This is a genomic window from Rubritalea spongiae, assembly GCF_042652385.1.
Lineage (GTDB): Bacteria > Verrucomicrobiota > Verrucomicrobiia > Verrucomicrobiales > Akkermansiaceae > Rubritalea > Rubritalea spongiae.
This window is the reverse complement of the sequence record NZ_JBHSJM010000001.1, coordinates 621,955-639,503: the sequence shown is the minus strand read 5'-3', so window position 1 is coordinate 639,503 and position 17,549 is coordinate 621,955. Positions and strand designations below refer to the sequence as shown.

The 17,549-nt window shown below is 48.7% G+C and carries 15 protein-coding genes; 6 read left to right on the top strand and 9 right to left on the bottom strand.

Annotated features, from left to right (window positions below; genetic code table 11):
• Positions 1 to 408 carry an OsmC family protein gene (locus tag ACFPK9_RS03120; protein ID WP_377093171.1) on the top strand — a complete coding sequence of 136 codons (408 nt, stop codon included), beginning with the start codon at positions 1 to 3 and terminating at the stop codon, positions 406 to 408.
• Positions 409 to 412: 4 nt separating this feature from the next.
• On the opposite strand, the gene ACFPK9_RS03115 is transcribed toward ACFPK9_RS03120, so the two are convergent.
• The 3 genes from ACFPK9_RS03115 to ACFPK9_RS03105 form a co-directional block, all read right to left on the bottom strand.
• Positions 413 to 2,569, bottom strand: a complete 2,157-nt coding sequence (locus ACFPK9_RS03115; protein WP_377093169.1) for a protein-disulfide reductase DsbD family protein — start codon at positions 2,567 to 2,569, stop codon at positions 413 to 415.
• A 152-nt stretch (positions 2,570 to 2,721) separates the two neighbouring features.
• Positions 2,722 to 2,958, bottom strand: coding sequence for a glycine zipper domain-containing protein (locus ACFPK9_RS03110; protein WP_377093168.1), 237 nt, complete (start codon positions 2,956 to 2,958; stop codon positions 2,722 to 2,724).
• A 43-nt stretch (positions 2,959 to 3,001) separates the two neighbouring features.
• Complete coding sequence (locus ACFPK9_RS03105; protein ID WP_377096534.1) at positions 3,002 to 4,036, bottom strand: quinone-dependent dihydroorotate dehydrogenase; 1,035 nt, start codon at positions 4,034 to 4,036, stop codon at positions 3,002 to 3,004.
• A gap of 140 nt (positions 4,037 to 4,176) precedes the next feature.
• On the opposite strand from ACFPK9_RS03105, the gene ACFPK9_RS03100 reads away from it, so the two are divergent.
• From ACFPK9_RS03100 to ACFPK9_RS03085, 4 genes are all read left to right on the top strand, one after another.
• Entirely contained in the window at positions 4,177 to 6,843 is a 2,667-nt protein-coding gene (locus ACFPK9_RS03100; protein ID WP_377093167.1) for a valine--tRNA ligase, read from the top strand.
• A 125-nt stretch (positions 6,844 to 6,968) separates the two neighbouring features.
• Positions 6,969 to 7,952, top strand: coding sequence for a hypothetical protein (locus ACFPK9_RS03095; protein WP_377093166.1), 984 nt, complete (start codon positions 6,969 to 6,971; stop codon positions 7,950 to 7,952).
• 114 nt (positions 7,953 to 8,066) lie between these two features.
• Positions 8,067 to 8,672 carry a hypothetical protein gene (locus ACFPK9_RS03090; protein WP_377093164.1) on the top strand — a complete coding sequence of 202 codons (606 nt, stop codon included), beginning with the start codon at positions 8,067 to 8,069 and terminating at the stop codon, positions 8,670 to 8,672.
• On the top strand, positions 8,669 to 10,033 hold the full coding sequence (locus ACFPK9_RS03085) for a hypothetical protein (protein ID WP_377093163.1): 1,365 nt from the start codon (positions 8,669 to 8,671) through the stop codon (positions 10,031 to 10,033). Before ACFPK9_RS03090 ends, ACFPK9_RS03085 begins: the two co-directional genes overlap by 4 nt.
• 25 nt (positions 10,034 to 10,058) lie before the next feature.
• Here ACFPK9_RS03085 and ppk2 read toward each other — a convergent pair whose 3' ends face one another.
• Positions 10,059 to 10,856: a polyphosphate kinase 2 gene (gene ppk2 / locus ACFPK9_RS03080; RefSeq protein WP_377093162.1), complete on the bottom strand. Its 798-nt coding sequence runs from the start codon at positions 10,854 to 10,856 to the stop codon at positions 10,059 to 10,061.
• A gap of 66 nt (positions 10,857 to 10,922) precedes the next feature.
• Positions 10,923 to 12,089 (bottom strand): KamA family radical SAM protein, encoded by a 1,167-nt coding sequence (locus ACFPK9_RS03075; protein ID WP_377093161.1) that lies wholly within the window; start codon positions 12,087 to 12,089, stop codon positions 10,923 to 10,925.
• Between the two features lie 196 nt (positions 12,090 to 12,285).
• On the opposite strand from ACFPK9_RS03075, the gene ACFPK9_RS03070 reads away from it, so the two are divergent.
• Positions 12,286 to 12,888 (top strand): helix-turn-helix transcriptional regulator, encoded by a 603-nt coding sequence (locus ACFPK9_RS03070; RefSeq protein ID WP_377093160.1) that lies wholly within the window; start codon positions 12,286 to 12,288, stop codon positions 12,886 to 12,888.
• On the opposite strand, the gene ACFPK9_RS03065 is transcribed toward ACFPK9_RS03070, so the two are convergent.
• The 4 genes from ACFPK9_RS03065 to ACFPK9_RS03050 form a co-directional block, all read right to left on the bottom strand.
• A complete protein-coding gene (locus ACFPK9_RS03065) occupies positions 12,885 to 13,712 on the bottom strand; it encodes a phytoene/squalene synthase family protein (RefSeq protein ID WP_377093158.1) in 828 nt (275 codons plus the stop codon). The two genes, ACFPK9_RS03070 and ACFPK9_RS03065, sit on opposite strands and share 4 nt — an antisense overlap.
• Before the next feature lie 97 nt (positions 13,713 to 13,809).
• Positions 13,810 to 15,015, bottom strand: coding sequence for a signal peptidase I (gene lepB / locus ACFPK9_RS03060; RefSeq protein WP_377093157.1), 1,206 nt, complete (start codon positions 15,013 to 15,015; stop codon positions 13,810 to 13,812).
• A 67-nt stretch (positions 15,016 to 15,082) separates the two neighbouring features.
• Positions 15,083 to 16,501, bottom strand: coding sequence for an efflux transporter outer membrane subunit (locus ACFPK9_RS03055; RefSeq protein ID WP_377093155.1), 1,419 nt, complete (start codon positions 16,499 to 16,501; stop codon positions 15,083 to 15,085).
• Positions 16,501 to 17,484, bottom strand: coding sequence for an AAA family ATPase (locus tag ACFPK9_RS03050; protein ID WP_377093154.1), 984 nt, complete (start codon positions 17,482 to 17,484; stop codon positions 16,501 to 16,503). Before ACFPK9_RS03050 ends, ACFPK9_RS03055 begins: the two co-directional genes overlap by 1 nt.
• Between the last annotated feature and the right edge of the window lie 65 nt (positions 17,485 to 17,549).

The following is a 17,549-nucleotide window of genomic DNA, read 5'->3' as shown; positions in this document are numbered from 1 at the left end:
ATGGTTGAAATTACTACTACCTATGAAGGGCAGCTGCGCTGCAAATCGACTCACGGGCCATCTGGTCAAACATTAGAGACAGATGCACCTGTAGATAATCATGGCAAAGGGGAAAGCTTTTCTCCAACTGACCTCGTTGCGACGGCCTTGGGGAATTGTATGCTTACAATCATTGGTATAGTAGCGCAAGGGCGTGACATCCCAATGGATGGACTCAAGGTGACAGTGCAGAAGGAAATGTCAGCAGATTTGCCACGTCGAATCATAAAGTTATCTGTTAGAATTGAAATTCCTATTGAGGAAGATTCTCCGTTGAAAGATATTTTTATTAATGCGGCGATGACCTGCCCTGTACATAAAAGCCTACACCCAGACATCGAGATCCCGATTGAATGGGTGTGGCAGTAGGGCGCTACTTATCAAGACGGCTGCCGATGAAGTCGGTAAGGTAATCGGGGGTGAGGACTTCGCGCGTGACGTGTGGGTTCTCGTCGTTTGGCGCGTAGAGAACGTTTACTGGTATGGCGGAGCGATCTAATGCGTGAATAGCCTGAGTGGCCTGTGGGTTCTTTTTCGTCATGTCCGCTTTGAGGGTGACGATACCATTGTCATGGAAGAATTTACGGGTGGCAGCGGTGTAGGCTGCGGCTTTATTGGTTTGGCAGGTGAGACACCATTTGGCTGTGAAGTCGACAAAGACAGGAGTGCCAGCGGCGCGTAGTTCAGCTTCTAACTCAGGAGTCCATTTCTGCCAGTCGAGTTCAGGAACTGCAGCTTCTGCGGCAGCAACTTCTGGGTCTTCGGCTTTTGGTGGCATAGCCATCCAGAATCCTGCAAGTAAGGTAAGCAGAGCGAGCACTTTAGCAGTGAGCTGAGTTTGTTTCTTTTTCGCCGGCGTATTCCAGCGACCGTAGATCCATGCGGAAAGGGCGATGAGTGTAGCACCTAACATGATAGCGAGTCCCTTTTGACCGACATCGCCAATCTGACCGTTATAGATCCAGATGAGGTATCCGACGGTAGCGAAAAGGAGAAAGGACATACCTTGTTTGAAGGATTCCATCCAAGCGCCAGGACGCGGGAGTTTATTGACCAAACTCGGGAAGAAGGAAAGGGTGATGTAGGGGAGTGCGAGGCCTATACCCATCATTAGCAATGCGAGGAAAAAGAGTGGACCCTCGAAATTCCATGCGGCGCCGATTGCTGGCCCGAGGAATGGAGCTGAACAAGGAGTGGCGATGACGACTGCGAGAACTCCTGAGAAGAAGGAGCCTGACACCCCTTCTTTTTGGGTGAGCTTGCCGCCGACGCTGGTGGCGCGAGCGCCAATTTCGAAGAGACCAGCCATGCTGAGAGCGAGTAGGAGCATGACGATCATGAGGATGAAGACGACCCATGGTTCTTGCAGCTGCGCACCCAAGGTTGTGGTAGCTTTCAGTGGGTAGAGAGCAGCGGCTAGAGCTAAGAAACTGAGTAAGACTCCAGCGGTAAACGCGAGTCCGTGGAGTTTGATTTTTGCGGAATCTTCGCCGGCTTGTTGGACGAAGCCCATGATTTTGAGGCCGATCACCGGGAACACGCAGGGCATGAGGTTGAGAATGAGACCACCAAGAAGAAGTGAGCCGAGGACGACTGGAACGCCCATGTCGGAGCCAGGTTCATCAAGTTGTTTGACGGGTTGTGATTCAGCGGAGACCGTTGGAGTAGTAGCGCTGGAAATTTCACCAAAGGGGACATCGATCCAGAATGCTTTGTGCTCCGAGCCTTTGAATGTATTAGGAGAATAGAGAATACCGCGTAGGTTCTCTAGTTCCGGGCCGGCTTCGCCGCCTAGTTTATTGCCTTGGTTTCTTTTGCCTTTGAAGTGGGTTGTGCCGTCAATGTGTTCTTTATGGCGCGGGCTTTGGAGGTCGATTTGTTTGTCGTATTCGAAGAAGAGAGTTCCTTTTGGGAGGTCTCCCGTGATCGCTAAAGTGATCCATTCGTCGTTTTCTTGAGCAGAAACTTGGAGGTTGACTGGGAGTTCTTTGCTAGGAAAGTGCTCGAGTTTGTATTGTCCGACTTTGTTGTATTCTGCATTTTTTACCGAAGTGTCGGCAATGGTGAGGGAAAAGGTGAGTTCTTTGCCATTGGGAGGGAGACAGCTGGAGTCGTCGCAGACTTGCCAGGAGCTATCTGCGACGAGTTCGACAGGACCGTCCGGGGCATTTTCGGGAACGGTGATGGAGGTGAGGAAGTAGTTTGTACCTTCGTAGCCGTAGACTTGCGCACCAGCAAATGAGAATTCGTGTGGCGCTGGGAATTGAAGGTCACCTGCAGACCAAGATTGTGGGAGTTTCCATTCGACTTCGGGAATAATGGAATGGCCGATGCCGTCGTTAATGAAGTAGGAATGCCAGCCTTTGTCATGGGTGAGTTCGAGAGCAATTGTAAATGTTTGTCCTGGGGTGACGGAGGTGAATTCAGGGATAATTGCGGCTTGAGTTTTTGGCTTTCCAAACTGTGCGAGTAGTTGGGATTGGAGCCCGAGAGCGAGCGAAAGGAGTGCGATGAGCAATGGCTTAGTCATAAAATAATGATGGTTTCTGCAAGCAATGACGTTCGCTTGTTGGTCATAGGAGGCATTAGGAGGGGGAAGTTATTCCCTAGGAATTTTTTCTGAGGAAATGAAAAAGGCATCTCGAGGTGAGATGCCTTTTGAAAAATAGAGGAACGGAGGGACTAGCGGTATTGCTTGTCCTTTTCGTTACCAACGGCGTAGCCACCTGCGCCACCTACTGCGGCTCCGATAGCTGCACCTTCAGCAGTGCTGCCGGATTGGTGACCAATAATGCCGCCTGCTAGAGCTCCGAGAGCTGCGCCTGTTGCTGCGTTAGATTGAGCGTGATTTTGTGGCTGGCAGCTGGTGAATGCTGCGGCGGAAGCGATGGCTGCGGATATAGTGATTAATTTTCTCATGGTTTATATTTATTGCTGAGGTTTTTAGCATTCTAACAATGAATTAGCAGGCTGCAAGTTTATTGAGGATAGAATGGATGAGTGGTGGGCCGTGGTAGATGAAGCCGGTGTAGAGCTGGATGAGTTTAGCTCCGGCATCGAGTTTTTCGATTGCGTCGTCTGCTGTCATGATGCCTCCGACGCCGATGATTGGAATTTGTTCACCGAGATGGGAGTAGAAGGCTTGGATGACTTCGGTCGATTTCTGCGTGACTGGTTTGCCGGAGAGTCCACCAGCTTGTTGTGCGTAGGGTTTGCCGATGACAGGGTCGCGGCTGATGGTGGTGTTGGTAGCGATTAGGCCGTCGAGTCCACCTTCGAGAAAGACTTTAGAAAGTTCAGCAATTTGGGCTTCACCCATGTCGGGAGCTACTTTGAGGGCGATAGGCATGTGGATGCCAGTTTGTTCAATGAGTTGAGCTTGCTCCTGCTTTAGAGCATCGAGCAGGCGAGCGGTGTCATCGGCCGCTTGAAGGTCGCGGAGTCCTGGTGTGTTAGGTGATGAGATGTTGACGGTGACGTAGTCTGCAATGCCCCAGCAGCCTCGGAGTGCCGCAATATAATCGTCGACGGCTTGTTCATTGGGAGTGACTTTGTTTTTGCCAATATTGAAGCCCACGATGCCACGGAAGGTTTTGGCTGAGCGTACATTTTCGACTCCTTGTTCGATACCAACGTTATTGAATCCCATGCGATTGATGATGGCTTCTTCTTCGATGATGCGGAATAGGCGCGGCTTAGGGTTTCCGGGTTGTGGCTTTGGAGTGATAGTGCCGATTTCAACGGAGCCAAATCCTAGGCGCCCTAGTGCATCGATGGTAGAGCCTTCTTTATCAAGACCGGCAGCGAGGCCGACAGGGTTGGGGAAGGTGAGGCCCATGCATTCCACGGGTTGTGCTTTGGGTAATTTTCCTGCGACAAGTTTGAGAATTCCGGAGGATTCGGATTTACGGAGGAGATCGAGGGAAAGGTGGTGCGCATCTTCGGCATCGAGTTTGAAGAGGAGGTCTCGCACGAAATTATATTGGCCGCTGGTCATTAACTGGCTATTAGCGAGAGTAGACAAGTTGGTCAATAGTCATTGGAGGCATAGCTAGCTTGCATGGTGGACCCTTTTTATTGTTTAGTTGAGCTTTCCACACTCTTGACCCAGTGCACTTGACCCGCTATGCAGCTGGCATGTCCGAGCTTCCGAAAGCGTACGAACCACAAGAGGTTGAAAAGAACTGGTACCAACAATGGTTGGATAACAAATGTTTCCATGCAGATCCTGCGTCTAACAAGGATGCGTATTCGATTGTGATTCCACCACCCAATGTCACTGGAATCCTTCACCTCGGGCACGTCTTGAACAATTCGATTCAAGATATTTTAGCGCGCCGTGCTCGTCAGCAAGGGAAAGAAGTTCTCTGGCTTCCGGGGACTGATCACGCAGGTATTGCAACTCAAACAAAGGTTGAGAAGCAAGTGCGCGAAGAAGAAGGAACGACTCGTCGCGAACTCGGCCGTGAAGAATTTCTTAAGCGTGTTTGGACTTGGAAGGAGAAGCACGGTGGAATCATTATCAATCAGCTGAAGCGTCTCGGTTGTTCCTGTGACTGGGATCGCGAGCGGTTCACGATGGATGAAGATTACTCGCAGCAGGTTTCTCAAGTTTTTGTTGATCTCTTCAATGAAGGTCTGATTTATCGTGGCAAGCGCATGGTGAACTGGTGTCCAGTTTCCTTGACGGCTCTTTCCGATGAGGAGGTGATCATGAAACCTAAAAAGTCGAAGCTCTATTTCATGAAGTATGAGTTAGTCGATGAGCCTGGAAAGTTCTTAGAAATTTCCACGACACGCCCAGAGACTTTGATGGGTGATATCGCAGTTGCGGTGAATCCAGAAGATGAACGCTTTAAGCATTTGGTAGGTAAAAAGGTTCGCCGGCCATTCCCGGAGGCTGAGATCCCAGTGATCGCAGATGATCACGTGGATGTAGAGTTTGGTACTGGGTGTTTAAAAATCACACCAGCACACGACAAAGCAGATTTTGAAATTGGTGAACGCCATAATCTTGAGATTATTGATGTGCTTCACCCAGATGGCCGCGTGAATTGCCCGGATGTTCCTGAGCTCGATGGTCTGGATCGGTTTGAAGCACGCCGCAAAGCCGCTGCAATGCTCGAGGAGCGCGGTCTTTTAATTAAGGTCGAAGAATATGAAAACAATGTAGGTTACTCTGAGCGTGCGGATGTGGTGATTGAACCTCGCATTTCGATGCAGTGGTTTTTGAAATACCCAGCAATAGAGGAAGCAACCGATGCGGTGGCGAACGGTGAGATTACTTTCCGTCCTGAGCGCTGGCAGAAGACCTATGCGCACTGGATGGGGAACCTGCAAGATTGGTGTATTAGTCGTCAACTTTGGTGGGGACACCAGATTCCTGTATGGTATCGGAAAGAGAAAGCATTTGAGCTTCGCGAAAAGGAGAGCCTAGATATCGCTGATTTGGAGTCGGGTGATATTTATGTGGGTACAGACGCGCCAGCAGAAGGCGAGTGGGAGCGTGACGAGGATGTGATGGACACTTGGTTCAGCTCATGGCTCTGGCCGTTTGCTACAATGAACGACGAGGTTCGTTCGAAGTTTTACCCTACGACAGACCTCGTGACTGGGCCTGATATTATTTTCTTCTGGGTCGCTCGTATGATCATGGCTGGTTACCGTTTCGAAGGAAAGCTGCCGTTTAAGAATGTATTTTTCACATCGATCATCCGTGATCTACAAGGCCGTAAGATGAGTAAATCATTGGGCAATTCCCCAGATCCGATTGATCTGATGGATAAGTACGGTGCTGATGGATTACGCTTTGGCTTGATGCGGATTGCTCCAGTTGGGGCGGACGTGAAGTTCGATGAATCTCAGGTGGAGGAAGGTCGTAACTTCGCGAATAAAATCTACAATGCTTGTCGTTTCCGCCAAATGCAGGAAAGCGACGGTAGTGAGTTAGAAATCTCTGCTGACCTGCCGAGTTACTCGATTGATATTTTAGCGAAGCTCGACAAGCTTGGAGCAGATTTAGAGGTGGCGTATGGCAAGTACCGTTTCAACGACTTGACCCAACACCTTTACGAATTTTTCTGGACTGAGTACTGTGATAAATTCCTCGAAGCTGCGAAGTTTGATTTCCGCTCTGGCGATGAAACGGCGAAGCAGCAAACTCTGGGAGTGATCGATTTAGTAATGAGTCGTTACCTTGCATATTTACATCCATTCATGCCACATATCACCGAGGAGCTCAGTTCCAAGATGGGGTATCTAGCTGAAGGTGAGTTCTTGATGAATAAGATGGTAGACACGACTCCTGTTCTATCTGCGCTTCCTGATGATGTAATTCAGAAGGGGCAAGAAATTGCGAATGCCTTGTATGAAACAGCTGGAAAGCTGAGGAACCTAAAGTCAGAGTACAACTTAGCAGCCAGTAAGGATGTGAAGTTTGTAGGTAAGCCGGTTGCTAATTGGGTTGCGGCTGAGTGTGATACATTGGCTACTTTAGTAGGGGCTAAGCAAATCGATCTCCAAGCTGAATACGACGCACCTCAAGGTACGCCTGCAGCGGTCACAGGCTTCGGTGAAATGTATATGCCACTCGAAGGTTTGATCGATATGGATGCTGAAAAAGCGCGTCTCGACAAGGAGATTGAAAAGGTCGGGAAAGAGGTGGAGAAAGCTGGCAAAAAGCTGAGTAATCCAAACTTTGTCGATCGTGCTAAAGCTGAAGTCGTCGCGAAAGAACGCGAACGTCTAGCTGAGTGGGAAGGTAAGCTGGCACAACTTCAAGAGATGCGTGCAGCTCTCGCTTAAAATTATTAAGGGAAATTAAGTTTTTCTAATGGTGGCCACTTTCATGCTTGTCGTGCAAGTGGCCTCTTCGTATCCATACCTACTGTCGTTTGTCACTATTGTCTAAATTAAAGTATCAGCACTTCATGGATATAAATGGAATTACAACTTCGCAAATCGAACTGTTAGAGGCTGCGGGCTATCTGGATGTGAGTGCATTTCAATCTGTCAGTGCTGAGGAGATGCATCATGAGCTAAAGCGAGCGAATGGGATGTTAGCGATTGTTGAACGTGTTCCTGAGCTAGAAGTCATTGAGTCGTGGCGGCGGCAGGTGGTCGGCGGCGGGGATGAGTCTGTGAAGGCTAAGCAAGTGGAGGCCGTAACGAGTAGTGAGGAGAGAGAAGGAATTTCGCGAGATGTGGAAGGGACTGAACTCCCAGTAGCTCAACCTCTTTCCAGGAAGTTTATTGCACGGCATCAGATTGCTGTAGAGCAATTACCTCGGCTAGTGGATACGCGTCCGGCTAGTGATCTTAAAAATAAGGCCGAACTTCCGAATCATACGCCACCATTAGTGGAAAGAACATCGAATTTTCAAAAAGAGGAGATCGAAAAGGAGAAGCTTCGTTCGATAGATGAAGCTCGTAGAGAGAAGATTTCGGTGAGTGCGCTACCAAAGAAGAATGGCGAGATAGACCGGACGAAAGTTGTAAAACCTGAAACGAATGAGGGAGTGAACCCGAATTCGCGAAACTATGTACGTGGTGTGTTACATAATGATCAGATTGGTACGAGCTTTGGAGCATATGCATTCGTGTCTACTATCCTGCTGGTTATTCTTTCGTTAGCCCCAATAGTGTACATCGTTTTGAATCCGCAATCATACATGTTTGGCTTGCTTACTCCAGCACTGTGGATAGTTGCTATTTCGCTCTATCTGAGCTCTGCGAGAAAGACGACCTGCCCGGTGTGCCGTCAGCGTCAATTTGTTCCTAAATCCTGTCTTAAGCACAATAAAGCGCATCACATTCGCGGTCTTGGTCACATGTTGCCGACAGCGATACACTTGATCTGTTTTCGGTGGTTTCGTTGCGTGTTTTGTGGGACATCGATTCGAGTGAAAGAGTAAAATCGTTCCCTTGCCAAGCGGCGAGGATTTCACTAGCGTTCGCTCATGTATCGACGCGGGTTTTCAGTACTTCAGACTATCATAGGGATATTGATAGTTCTTTCGCTAGTGAGTATGGCTACGCATACGGTTCTCTCGTGGATACCGCGGAATTTACAGTCCGTTGATTCAGCTCAAGTGTCTGAGGAAACGCAGTTTGTTGATCTGAAGGAGCGCCTTAGGAAAGCGGTGGAAGAGAGTTATCCTGTGGAAATCACAGAGGCTGAATTGAATCAATACATTGAAGAGAAACTGACATTGACACAGTCTCCTATAGTTGATGATTTTGTACAAATAAATGGCGTGTATGTCGACCTTTTGCCTAACCTGATAGAGATAACAATCGAGCGCACTTTTGATTATCCAAGTAATGTAGAAGATGATGGATCGAAGAAGCTAGGCTTCTTACCCTTTACTCAAACCGTTACTATGCAATTGAAAGTACATTCGGAACTCGATTCGGATGGAGCGGTGAAGACTATGGTCGAGTTCCCTGGAGGTTCCTTTGGGCGTGCTCCAGCTCCTGGGATGTTGGTCATTTTGGTGAAACCGAGCTATGATGTATTGGCCGATTTTTTTGCGGAGGAGCTTGATTTAGGATACCGACAGATGACTTATGTGACGGTTGAAGATGGAGTGATTAAGTTAGACCCACGACCGTTAGGTTCTGAACAGCCATGAAAAAGCGTTCTACCGTTTTTATCTACATTGTAGGAATGCTCTGCTGCTTTCAGGGGATTTTGTTCGCGCAGTCTAGAGCTCAGGTTGTGGGTGAAGATCTTACTCCCGGAGTTCAAAGAAATACCTCTGAAATTAAATCTCGAAAGATTGTGGTAAAAGGGGAGAACACACAAATGCGCATGGCCGTGTCCTCGATTGCTAATGAAATTGCTGAGAGTTTAAGGGGGCTGTTAGGTGAAGAGGATGATTTCCAAGATGGCCGTACTATCTATATCGAACTGTCGAGTTCTTCAGGCAGCCTAAAAGTTCGTCCACGCGTGAAGCCATTTGAGCGTTCAGATTTATTTATTGAACTTTTGGTAAACACGCGTACGCAAGTCGATCGCGATGTGTTGGCGCATGGAGTCATTGAAGTATTGCTGTACCGACGTGGTTTAGCTGAAGTAAATTCGCTGGAAGATGATCAGATGATTTCAGTGCCGACTTGGCTGAGTATCGGCTTGTTAGAAGCTTCTAAATGGAAAGAAGACTCATCAAAACGGCAGGTTTATGAGCATTTATTGAAACGTCCTGATTTATTTACATTAGACCAGACACTTAGTGCATCTGGCATGGAAGTGCGAAATTTCGACTCGACGAATAATACCTTTTTCAAAGCTTCATCATGCGCCTTGGTGCTCTCAATGTTGAATCAGGATAATGGCAAGGAAGGGATGCGCGAGTTTATCGATGACGTAGCATTATTCGAAGGCGACATCTCTGAACTTATTCGTAGACATTTCCCCTTGGTGAATACTGGAGCAAACGGAATCCATAAAATGTGGAGTTTGCAGATAGCATCAATGGCTGCACCGAAAATGACAGAGAGTCTCACAATGCAGGAAAGTGATGAGAAGCTGACAGAGTTATTGCGTTTTACGATTTCTGATGAAGAGGGAAATTCGAAGTTAGTGCCCATCTCTGATTATGCATTACTTACTGGTTTAACTACCAAGCAGAAGGTGCTGGCGGTGGACGCAATGCGACAAGGGGTGATCCAGTTAAGTAATCGATGTCATCCGATCTATCGTCCATTGTTGCTGGAGTACATTTCGATCTCGGGGAGTATCGTTGCCGGTGAAAACGATGACATTGAAGAACGCTTGAATGCGTTGGCGGTTCAGCGGCAAAATATTCTCGTCGCAGATGAGCGATGTCGCGATTATTTAGATTGGTACCAGATCACGCGTGCCCACAGCGTTACTGGTGATTTTTCTGGCTACATGAGATTGAAAGAGCGTCTAGCAATGGAAAGAGAGCAATCAAAAGATGAGAGCATCGATACTTATCTAGACAAGGTTCAGACGATTATGGAGCACTAGTCTTTGCTAGTGCTTAAGCAAAGAGTTAGAATCGCTCCGGGATCCAATTTCTATTTTTAATCGCAGCGTCCACATCGTAGGCATCTTCTTGATCGGGTTCAGGTAGAACAATCGTTTCTTGTTTGATCTTTTGATAAGGGATCGAATTTAAGAGGTGTGAGATACAGTTGAGTCTGGCTTTCTTTTTGTTATTAGAATTTACCAGATGCCAAGGAGCCCAGTGGGTGTCGGTGGCGGCGAGCATTTGGTCGCGTGCGCGGGAATAGGCATACCATGAGCGCCTGGACTCCAAGTCCATAGGGCTGAGTTTCCAGCGGCGGCTGGGATCATGGATGCGTTTAAGGAAGCGTTTTTCTTGTTTCTCGTTACTGACATTAAGCCAATATTTGATGAGAATGACACCTTGATCGACTAAGCTACGTTCAAAATCTGGAACGGTGCGTAAGAAGTCAGAATGTTCTTTCGCTGTGCAGAAGCCCATGACTTTTTCGACTCCAGCACGATTATACCAACTGCGATCGAAGAGGACAACTTCTCCGGCAGCGGGGAGATGAGCGATGTAGCGTTGGAGATAGATTTGTGACTTTTCTCTATCATTGGGAGCAGGGAGGGCAACGGTACGAAATACGCGTGGGCTTACGCGTTCGGTGATGCGTTTGATGACTCCGCCTTTCCCAGCGGCATCGCGTCCTTCAAAAATGATGACTACGCGTAAACCTTGGGTAACCACCCAGTGCTGTAGGTGGACGAGTTCAGTTTGAAGCGTTTTGAGGGTTTCGTTGTACTGTGATTTTGACAGCTTTTTATTGTTAGATTTCGACATTTTGATAGCTTGTAAGAGAGGTAGCTTACAATAGCATGTCGAAGAGGGGAATGTAGAAGTGTCGTGTTATTCGAGAAAAGCGGGCGCACTATTCGGTTCAGGGTAGAGAAATTCTTTCCCTTCGTAGTTTCGCAGAACAACTTGATTGTCGGTATGTTGCACGACGTAGTTAGGATTTACAGGGATCTTACCGCCGCCACCAGGGCCGTCGATGACGTATTGGGGGATGGCGTATCCTGATGTGTGTCCGCGAAGGCCTTCGATAATTTCAAGTCCCTTGCTGACTGAAGTACGGAGATGAGAGGAGCCTTCGATTAGGTCACATTGGTAGAGGTAGTATGGCTTCACGCGACACATGAGTAGTTTATGTACGAGTGCGCGCTGGGTGATGACATCGTCATTCACGCCTTTGAGTAATACAGATTGGTTACCGAGCGGGATACCAGCTTCGGCGAGTCGAATGAGCCCTTGTTGAACTTCTGTGGTGAGCTCTTTGGGGTGATTGCTGTGAATAGAAATGAAAAGTGGATGGTGTTTTTTAAGCATTTCACAGAGCTCAGGTGTGATGCGCTGAGGTAAGAAAACTGGGATGCGTGAGCCAATTCGAACAAATTGAATGTGAGGTATTTGACGTAGGCGAGTGAGGATTCTGTCGAGTTTAGCGTCAGTGAAAAGTAGTGGGTCACCGCCAGAGAGTAGCACGTCTCTAACAGATGGTGTATTTTCTAAATATTCAAAGGCTGCTTCATACTGTGTCTCTAGCTGTTGTTCTCCGACGCCAGAGACGACTCGAGAGCGGGTGCAGTAACGGCAGTAAGAAGCGCAGCGGTCAGTGACAAGAAAGAGAACGCGATCGGGGTAACGGTGGACGAGACCTGGAACTGGCATGTGGGAGTCCTCGCCACAGGGGTCTGCCAGCTCGGTTGGATCTTCCCAAGTTTCTTCGATGCGGGGAATAATTTGCCGACGGATAGGGCAGTTAGGGTCATCTTTATCCACAAGGTTCATGAAGTGTGGAGTGATAGACATGGCTAACTTATTTCCTGAGAGAAGAATGCCGGAACGTTCTTCGCGAGTGAGGTCGATTTTACTCTCAAGTTCTTCGAGAGAATTAATACGCTTGCGTAGCTGCCATTTGTGATCGTTCCATTTTTCCATTGCTTCGTCTGGCCAATAGCCAGGAGCGTGGGATTGGAATTTCATCGCTTGATCATATTCGTCTGAGCTGCTCATCTGTCTGACAACTGTAAGGACAAATATAGAGATGTCAAAAGGGGGATGGTTCTTTTATTTAAGAGAAGCTAAGTGAACCTTTCATAGCTTTAGGCGATCTTTTTGGTTGGTATTTTTAATAGGAGAAAGCAAGTTCGGCTCAGTTATGTTTTCAGAAGCGTTTCGAGATCTCACCAAACCCCATGTCCTCAACATCATGGAAGCCTTGAAAAAATCTCAAGGCATGACGGTGACAGAGCTTTCGAAAGCGGTGGAGCTTAGCTATATGGGCGCTAAACAGCATTGTGAGAAGTTAGAAGCGCTGGGTTTTTTGAAGACTTGGAGAGTCCCGCGCAAGGCTGCCGGGCGTCCAGAAAAGCTTTATATTCTTACTGAGAAATGCTCGAGCTTGTTTCCTCAAGCGGGTGTTGATCTATCATTGAATGTGATGGAGGGGGTTAAGCGTTTTTTTGGCGATTCTGCGCCAGAGAAAATCCTGTTTCATCACTATGAACAACAAAAAAGGAAATGGGCCGCGCACGTGAGTCGTGGGAAGTCGATGGTAGAAAAGGCCACTCGTTTAGTGGAGCTGCGCGAGAAATCGGGAGTTTTTTGCCAATGCCATTATACGCGCGATGGAGGCTTTAGAATTGAAGAATACCATCATCCAATGCAGGAGATTTTTGATAAATATCCTTCAGCGATCCTCCAAGAAGTGAGGATGATGGAGCAGCTGTTAGGGACGCGTGTTGAGCGCAAGGTCCAGCCTTTAGAAAAAGGTGGGGAACTGGTGGTGTACCGAATAGGAGTGCTGGGTTAGAAGCCTAACTGTGTTCCGGTCAGGTAGTAGAGTTTTTTCCACTTGGATAGTGAATAGCGCTGGTCGAAAACTTTAAAGTCGTCGGCACGCATTTTTTGTAGAATGCCGTGATAGATTCGGCGCATTCCTTCTGCGGCACGGAGTGCTTTTTTGTCGCATTCAGGAACGTTGGCGATGGCTTCCTGGTAGTAGTTTTCAGCGCGCTCAGCGATGTAGTGCATCATGTTGATGAAGCGTCCATCGTAGACACGGCCGATGAGGTCGCGCTCGGTGTATTGGAAGCGGGCCATATCATTTTCAGGGAGGTAGATACGCACGCGATCGTCAAGGTCTTCGCCGACATCGCGCAGTATGTTAGTGAGCTGGAGAGCGTGGCCGAGAGCGACAGCGTATTTTTCAGACTGTGGGCTGGTGCAGCCAAAAATTTTGATTGAGATGAGGCCGACAATACTTGCAACTCGATAGGTGTATTGCTTTAGGTCTTCCCAGTTGCCGAATCTGCGATGTGGGTCGAGATCTGATTCGCAACCTTCAATGAGCTCGAGGAAGAGCTGATTGTCGATACCGTAACGGTCACGCAGTTTGAGAGTTTCTTTTTGAAGCGGGTCTTCAGGTTTGCCGTGGGGGTGAAAGCACTGGGTCCATGAATCTAGACCAGCACGCTTCTGTTCCATGGGAATGTCAGGCTCATCTGCGAGGTCATCAATGACACGGCAAAAGGCGTAAAATGTGATCATGTCTTCACGTCTTTCTTGTGGGAGACAAAGAAAAGCGAAGGCGAGGTTCGATTTAGAGCTCTTTGTGATCTCTGCGGCTTCTGACATTTTAGAAAGAACCTCAAACCGCTAGGCGATTTGAGGAATGATAAAGTTCGGTGTGGAAAGGTATGTACGTGAGCGGAGCCTGTTCGTGCGTCTCTGGCTAATCGATAAAGCCCCAGTGGCCTGAGCCAAATGGCCAGAGGGTAAAGGCGGCAGGGCCAACGAGGTTAAATTCTTTTACAGTTCCCCACATGCGAGAGTCCGACGAGTTCGGTGAGTTGTCGCCCATCGCCCAGTATTCCGATTTCCCTGATGATGGTTTATCTTTCATGAGAAGTGGACGTCCCTGAGGGAGGCGATAGCCTGAGATGTAGCCAGAGTAGCCATCTTGTTTGGATTCTACTTTGAGCACTCCGGGAGCTTTCATTTTTTCCCCATTGAGGTGAAGGATGGCATCGCGGTGGATAGCTTGGTTTTGATTGTCGATATCAGGGGTGCCGCCGATGAGTTCGACTTTGTCACCCGGGGTAGCGATGAGGCGTTTGATGTAGTGGGAACCGTAGCCTGGTTGGTTTCGGATTTGTTTGATCTCGCGAGTATCGAAAACGAAAGTTTCACCAGCTTTAGGAGCGCGGAAGTGGTAGGAGAATTTGTCGACGAGAACAAGGTCTCCAGAGTTCATGTAGCCTTCAGCTATCTTGTAGTCTTTCGGGAAGCGAACATAGGGAAGGGCTTCAGCGCCGATGGGAGCTCCAAAGTCTTGGCGTATTTTTTCGAAGTTTATACTTTCGAGGAAGGAAGATTCTGAGCCAGGAACGCTTTCAACTCGGCCACTTTCGAAGGTGATGTAGCAACGGCTGAAAAAGTGCATCCATTGGCCTTGTTTGATATTCACGATTCGGTCGCCATCTTGCTCAGCGGTGACGCTGTAATAGCTACGTCCGTAGAGAGCTTCTTGGAGCATTCTAACAGGAAATGATGGCCAATTTTCTTTTGGCTCAACGTAGCCGATGAGGCCATTGAGCGATGGGCGCATGGAGCCTGTGGGGATGCGGAAAGGTTGAAGGTAGTATGCTCTGAGTCCGAGGGCGATAACGATGGCCACGAAAAGAACTTCTACGTTTTCTGCAAGAGCGTCGGGAGCTTTATAACGGGGGAGCGCCTGTTCACAGCATGCTTGAAGTTGGTTGCCCGCCTCTTTTGCTTCTTCTTTTGATCCAGATTTCCATGCTTTCTGTAGGTCAGCGCGGCGAGATTCGATTTCCTCGATACGGTCTTGCTCTAGCAGGTCGCGTTTATAGTGGATAAACTTTTTCGAACCTTTATAGAGGTGCTTGGCCTCTTTTTTCCATTTGGGCGTGAACATAATGCGGTGCGAGGAGATTGGCAGTAAGAGCTGGGATGAAAAGAATTTTCTTCAGCTCAGGTAAAATCTAACTTTTAGGCTCGGGGGTGTAGAAATCACCACCGAGAGCTAGGTGGAGATCGATCCGGTTCTGCAGGCGTCGATTTTTGAGTGAAATGAGCTGAGCGCGCGAGTTATTAGCACGGCGTTGGGCTTCTAGGATTTCGAGGATTCCTGAGGAATCAAGCCCTTCTGAGTAATCGAGTTCGGAGGATTTGACGGCGAGTTGGGCTTGGCGCACTTCGACGAGAAGGAATTTTTCTTGTTCTGCCAATGATTTGTCAGCGGCTAGGGCATTTTCGACTTCTCGAAATGCGGTGAGGGCCTGGTCACTAAAGTCGTAGATTGCGGCTTTATTGCGATCGAGTGCTGCTCGAACATTGGCTTGAAGTTCGCCCCCGCGGTAGATGCTCTGGGTGAGAGATGCTGCGACATTTGAGGCTAAGAAGTTAGGGTCAAAAATGTTGCCAACTTGGGCGTTGTTGGTACTGAGTGAGCCGCTTAGATTGATACTGGGTAGTAAGTTTTTTTGTGCGGCATCCGCTTGTTTGGCTGATTGATAGATGCGTAATTGAGCTGCAGCGAGATCTGGGCGTCTGATCAGAAGTTCTGAGGGGATACTGGCTGGTGGGTTTTCATTGAAATCTGGTAGCTCAGCTGCGGCGATGATAGAAGCAGAAGGGTATCTTCCGAGTAGTTGTTCGAGTTGGCGCGATGCTTCATCTCGATCTTGCGTTCTACTTTTTAGCGTGCGTTGTGCTGAGGCGACGTTGTTACGGCTGAATTGGACGTCAATGGCCCGAGTGCCGGGGACGCCTGCTTTGTAGTTGCGCTCTACGATTGCGTTATTTTTGTTGAAGCTTTCGAGGATGTTTTTAGCGAGGTCGACTTGGTTTTGGGCGGTGACGAGGTTACACCAAGCTTTCGCAGTGTTGGCCGCGAGGGAAAGTCGTGCGCCTCTGTACTGCTGAACATCGGCTTGATAGGCCGAGAGAGATGAATCGCGGAGATCGCGGAGGCGGCCCCAGAGATCTGGCTCCCAGGATGCGTTTAAGCGCAGGTTATAATTTTCGGCAGAGGTGCTAGCCGAGTCTCCATTTTCAAAACGTGAATGTGAGGTTCCAGTGTTGGCGCCGACAGTGGGGAGCATGGCGGCTTGTGCGCTGATAGTTCCTTCTTTGGCGGCGCGGAGCCTGGCAGCGGCGGCGTTGATGTTGGGGTTGTTGTTGAGAGCTTCGTTGACCAGCTTGTTCATGGCTGGCGAGTTGAAGTCATTGAGCCAACCGCTAGATATTTTTTTATTTTGCCCTTTTGAAGCTTCTTTCCAGCTGCTGGGAGTTTGTACTGTGACGGAGCTCTGGCTGTGCGTTTTTACGAGCTGCGAACAGGCTGCAAGACTGATGCAGGCTGCGATAGGTAAGAGGAATTTTACTGCGCGTTGAGTCATTAAGGGACGATGGTTTTCTGAAGAATGCGTTCTACAATGACGTCTGTGCTGATGTCTTCTGCTTCCGCTTCGTAACTAGGAAGGATGCGATGGCGGAGAACGTCTGGAGCAAGATCTTTGACGTCTTGAGGTGTGACGAAAGCACGCCCTTGGGTAAAGGCTCGGGCCTTGGTTGCCAAAGCGAGATTGATAGTAGCACGTGGTGAGGCGCCGGCACGGATCAGCGGAGTTAGAGCGGGATCGATGTTGCTCGGGTTCCGAGTATTGTGGACGAGCTCGACGATGTATTCGCGTACTGCTGGATCGATGTAGATTTGGTTCACCAGCTTGCGGCACTTGGAAACGGTTTCGGTGTTCACCACTGGCTTAGTCTCGGAAATCTTTCCTGAGGTAGCCATACGGTCGAGAATGGTGAGTTCTTCTTGTTTTGATGGGTAATCGACGGTGACTTTGACGAGGAATCGGTCGAGCTGAGCTTCTGGAAGGGTGTAGGTTCCTTCTTGGTCGATTGGGTTCTGAGTTGCTAGAACGAGGAATGGGTCGGGGAGTGGGTATGTGGTGTCGCCAATGGTGACTTGGCGTTCTTGCATGGCTTCGAGAAGAGCTGATTGCACTTTCGCAGGCGCACGGTTGATCTCATCTGCGAGAATCAGGTTGGAGAAAATGGGGCCAAGTTTGGCGGAAAACTCTCCGTTTTCAGGGCTGTAAATCATGGTGCCGAGAAGGTCGGCGGGCAAGAGGTCAGGCGTGAACTGAAGGCGGGCGAAATCGGCTTCCATACAACCGGCAAGCGACTTGATAGCGAGAGTTTTTGCGAGGCCAGGCACACCTTCTAGAAGGATGTGACCATTGGTGAGGAGGCCAATGATGAGACGATCGACAAGTGATGATTGGCCGACGAGAACGCGGCCCATTTCTAGTTTAAGGCTTTCGACCCATTGGTAGTGGGATTCAACTTCTGCTGAGAGTGCTTCGTGATCCATTAAGTTTTTGTTTACGTTGGTGTTTTTAGAAAATTTCAGAATTACTTTAATAAGAGCGAATGAGA

Bases quoted from the DNA above. Each gene is read 5' to 3' on its own strand.
- ACFPK9_RS03065 (WP_377093158.1), bottom strand. From the start codon at position 13,712: ATGTCAGAAGCCGCAGAGATCACAAAGAGCTCTAAATCGAACCTCGCC.
- ACFPK9_RS03100 (WP_377093167.1), top strand. From the start codon at position 4,177: ATGTCCGAGCTTCCGAAAGCGTACGAACCACAAGAGGTTGAAAAGAAC.
- ACFPK9_RS03050 (WP_377093154.1), bottom strand. From the start codon at position 17,484: ATGGATCACGAAGCACTCTCAGCAGAAGTTGAATCCCACTACCAATGG.
- ppk2 (WP_377093162.1), bottom strand. From the start codon at position 10,856: ATGTCGAAATCTAACAATAAAAAGCTGTCAAAATCACAGTACAACGAA.
- ACFPK9_RS03090 (WP_377093164.1), top strand. From the start codon at position 8,067: ATGGCTACGCATACGGTTCTCTCGTGGATACCGCGGAATTTACAGTCC.
- ACFPK9_RS03085 (WP_377093163.1), top strand. From the start codon at position 8,669: ATGAAAAAGCGTTCTACCGTTTTTATCTACATTGTAGGAATGCTCTGC.
- ACFPK9_RS03120 (WP_377093171.1), top strand. From the start codon at position 1: ATGGTTGAAATTACTACTACCTATGAAGGGCAGCTGCGCTGCAAATCG.
- ACFPK9_RS03075 (WP_377093161.1), bottom strand. From the start codon at position 12,089: ATGAGCAGCTCAGACGAATATGATCAAGCGATGAAATTCCAATCCCAC.
- ACFPK9_RS03095 (WP_377093166.1), top strand. From the start codon at position 6,969: ATGGATATAAATGGAATTACAACTTCGCAAATCGAACTGTTAGAGGCT.
- ACFPK9_RS03115 (WP_377093169.1), bottom strand. From the start codon at position 2,569: ATGACTAAGCCATTGCTCATCGCACTCCTTTCGCTCGCTCTCGGGCTC.
- ACFPK9_RS03110 (WP_377093168.1), bottom strand. From the start codon at position 2,958: ATGAGAAAATTAATCACTATATCCGCAGCCATCGCTTCCGCCGCAGCA.
- ACFPK9_RS03070 (WP_377093160.1), top strand. From the start codon at position 12,286: ATGGAAGCCTTGAAAAAATCTCAAGGCATGACGGTGACAGAGCTTTCG.
- ACFPK9_RS03055 (WP_377093155.1), bottom strand. From the start codon at position 16,501: ATGACTCAACGCGCAGTAAAATTCCTCTTACCTATCGCAGCCTGCATC.
- lepB (WP_377093157.1), bottom strand. From the start codon at position 15,015: ATGTTCACGCCCAAATGGAAAAAAGAGGCCAAGCACCTCTATAAAGGT.
- ACFPK9_RS03105 (WP_377096534.1), bottom strand. From the start codon at position 4,036: ATGACCAGCGGCCAATATAATTTCGTGCGAGACCTCCTCTTCAAACTC.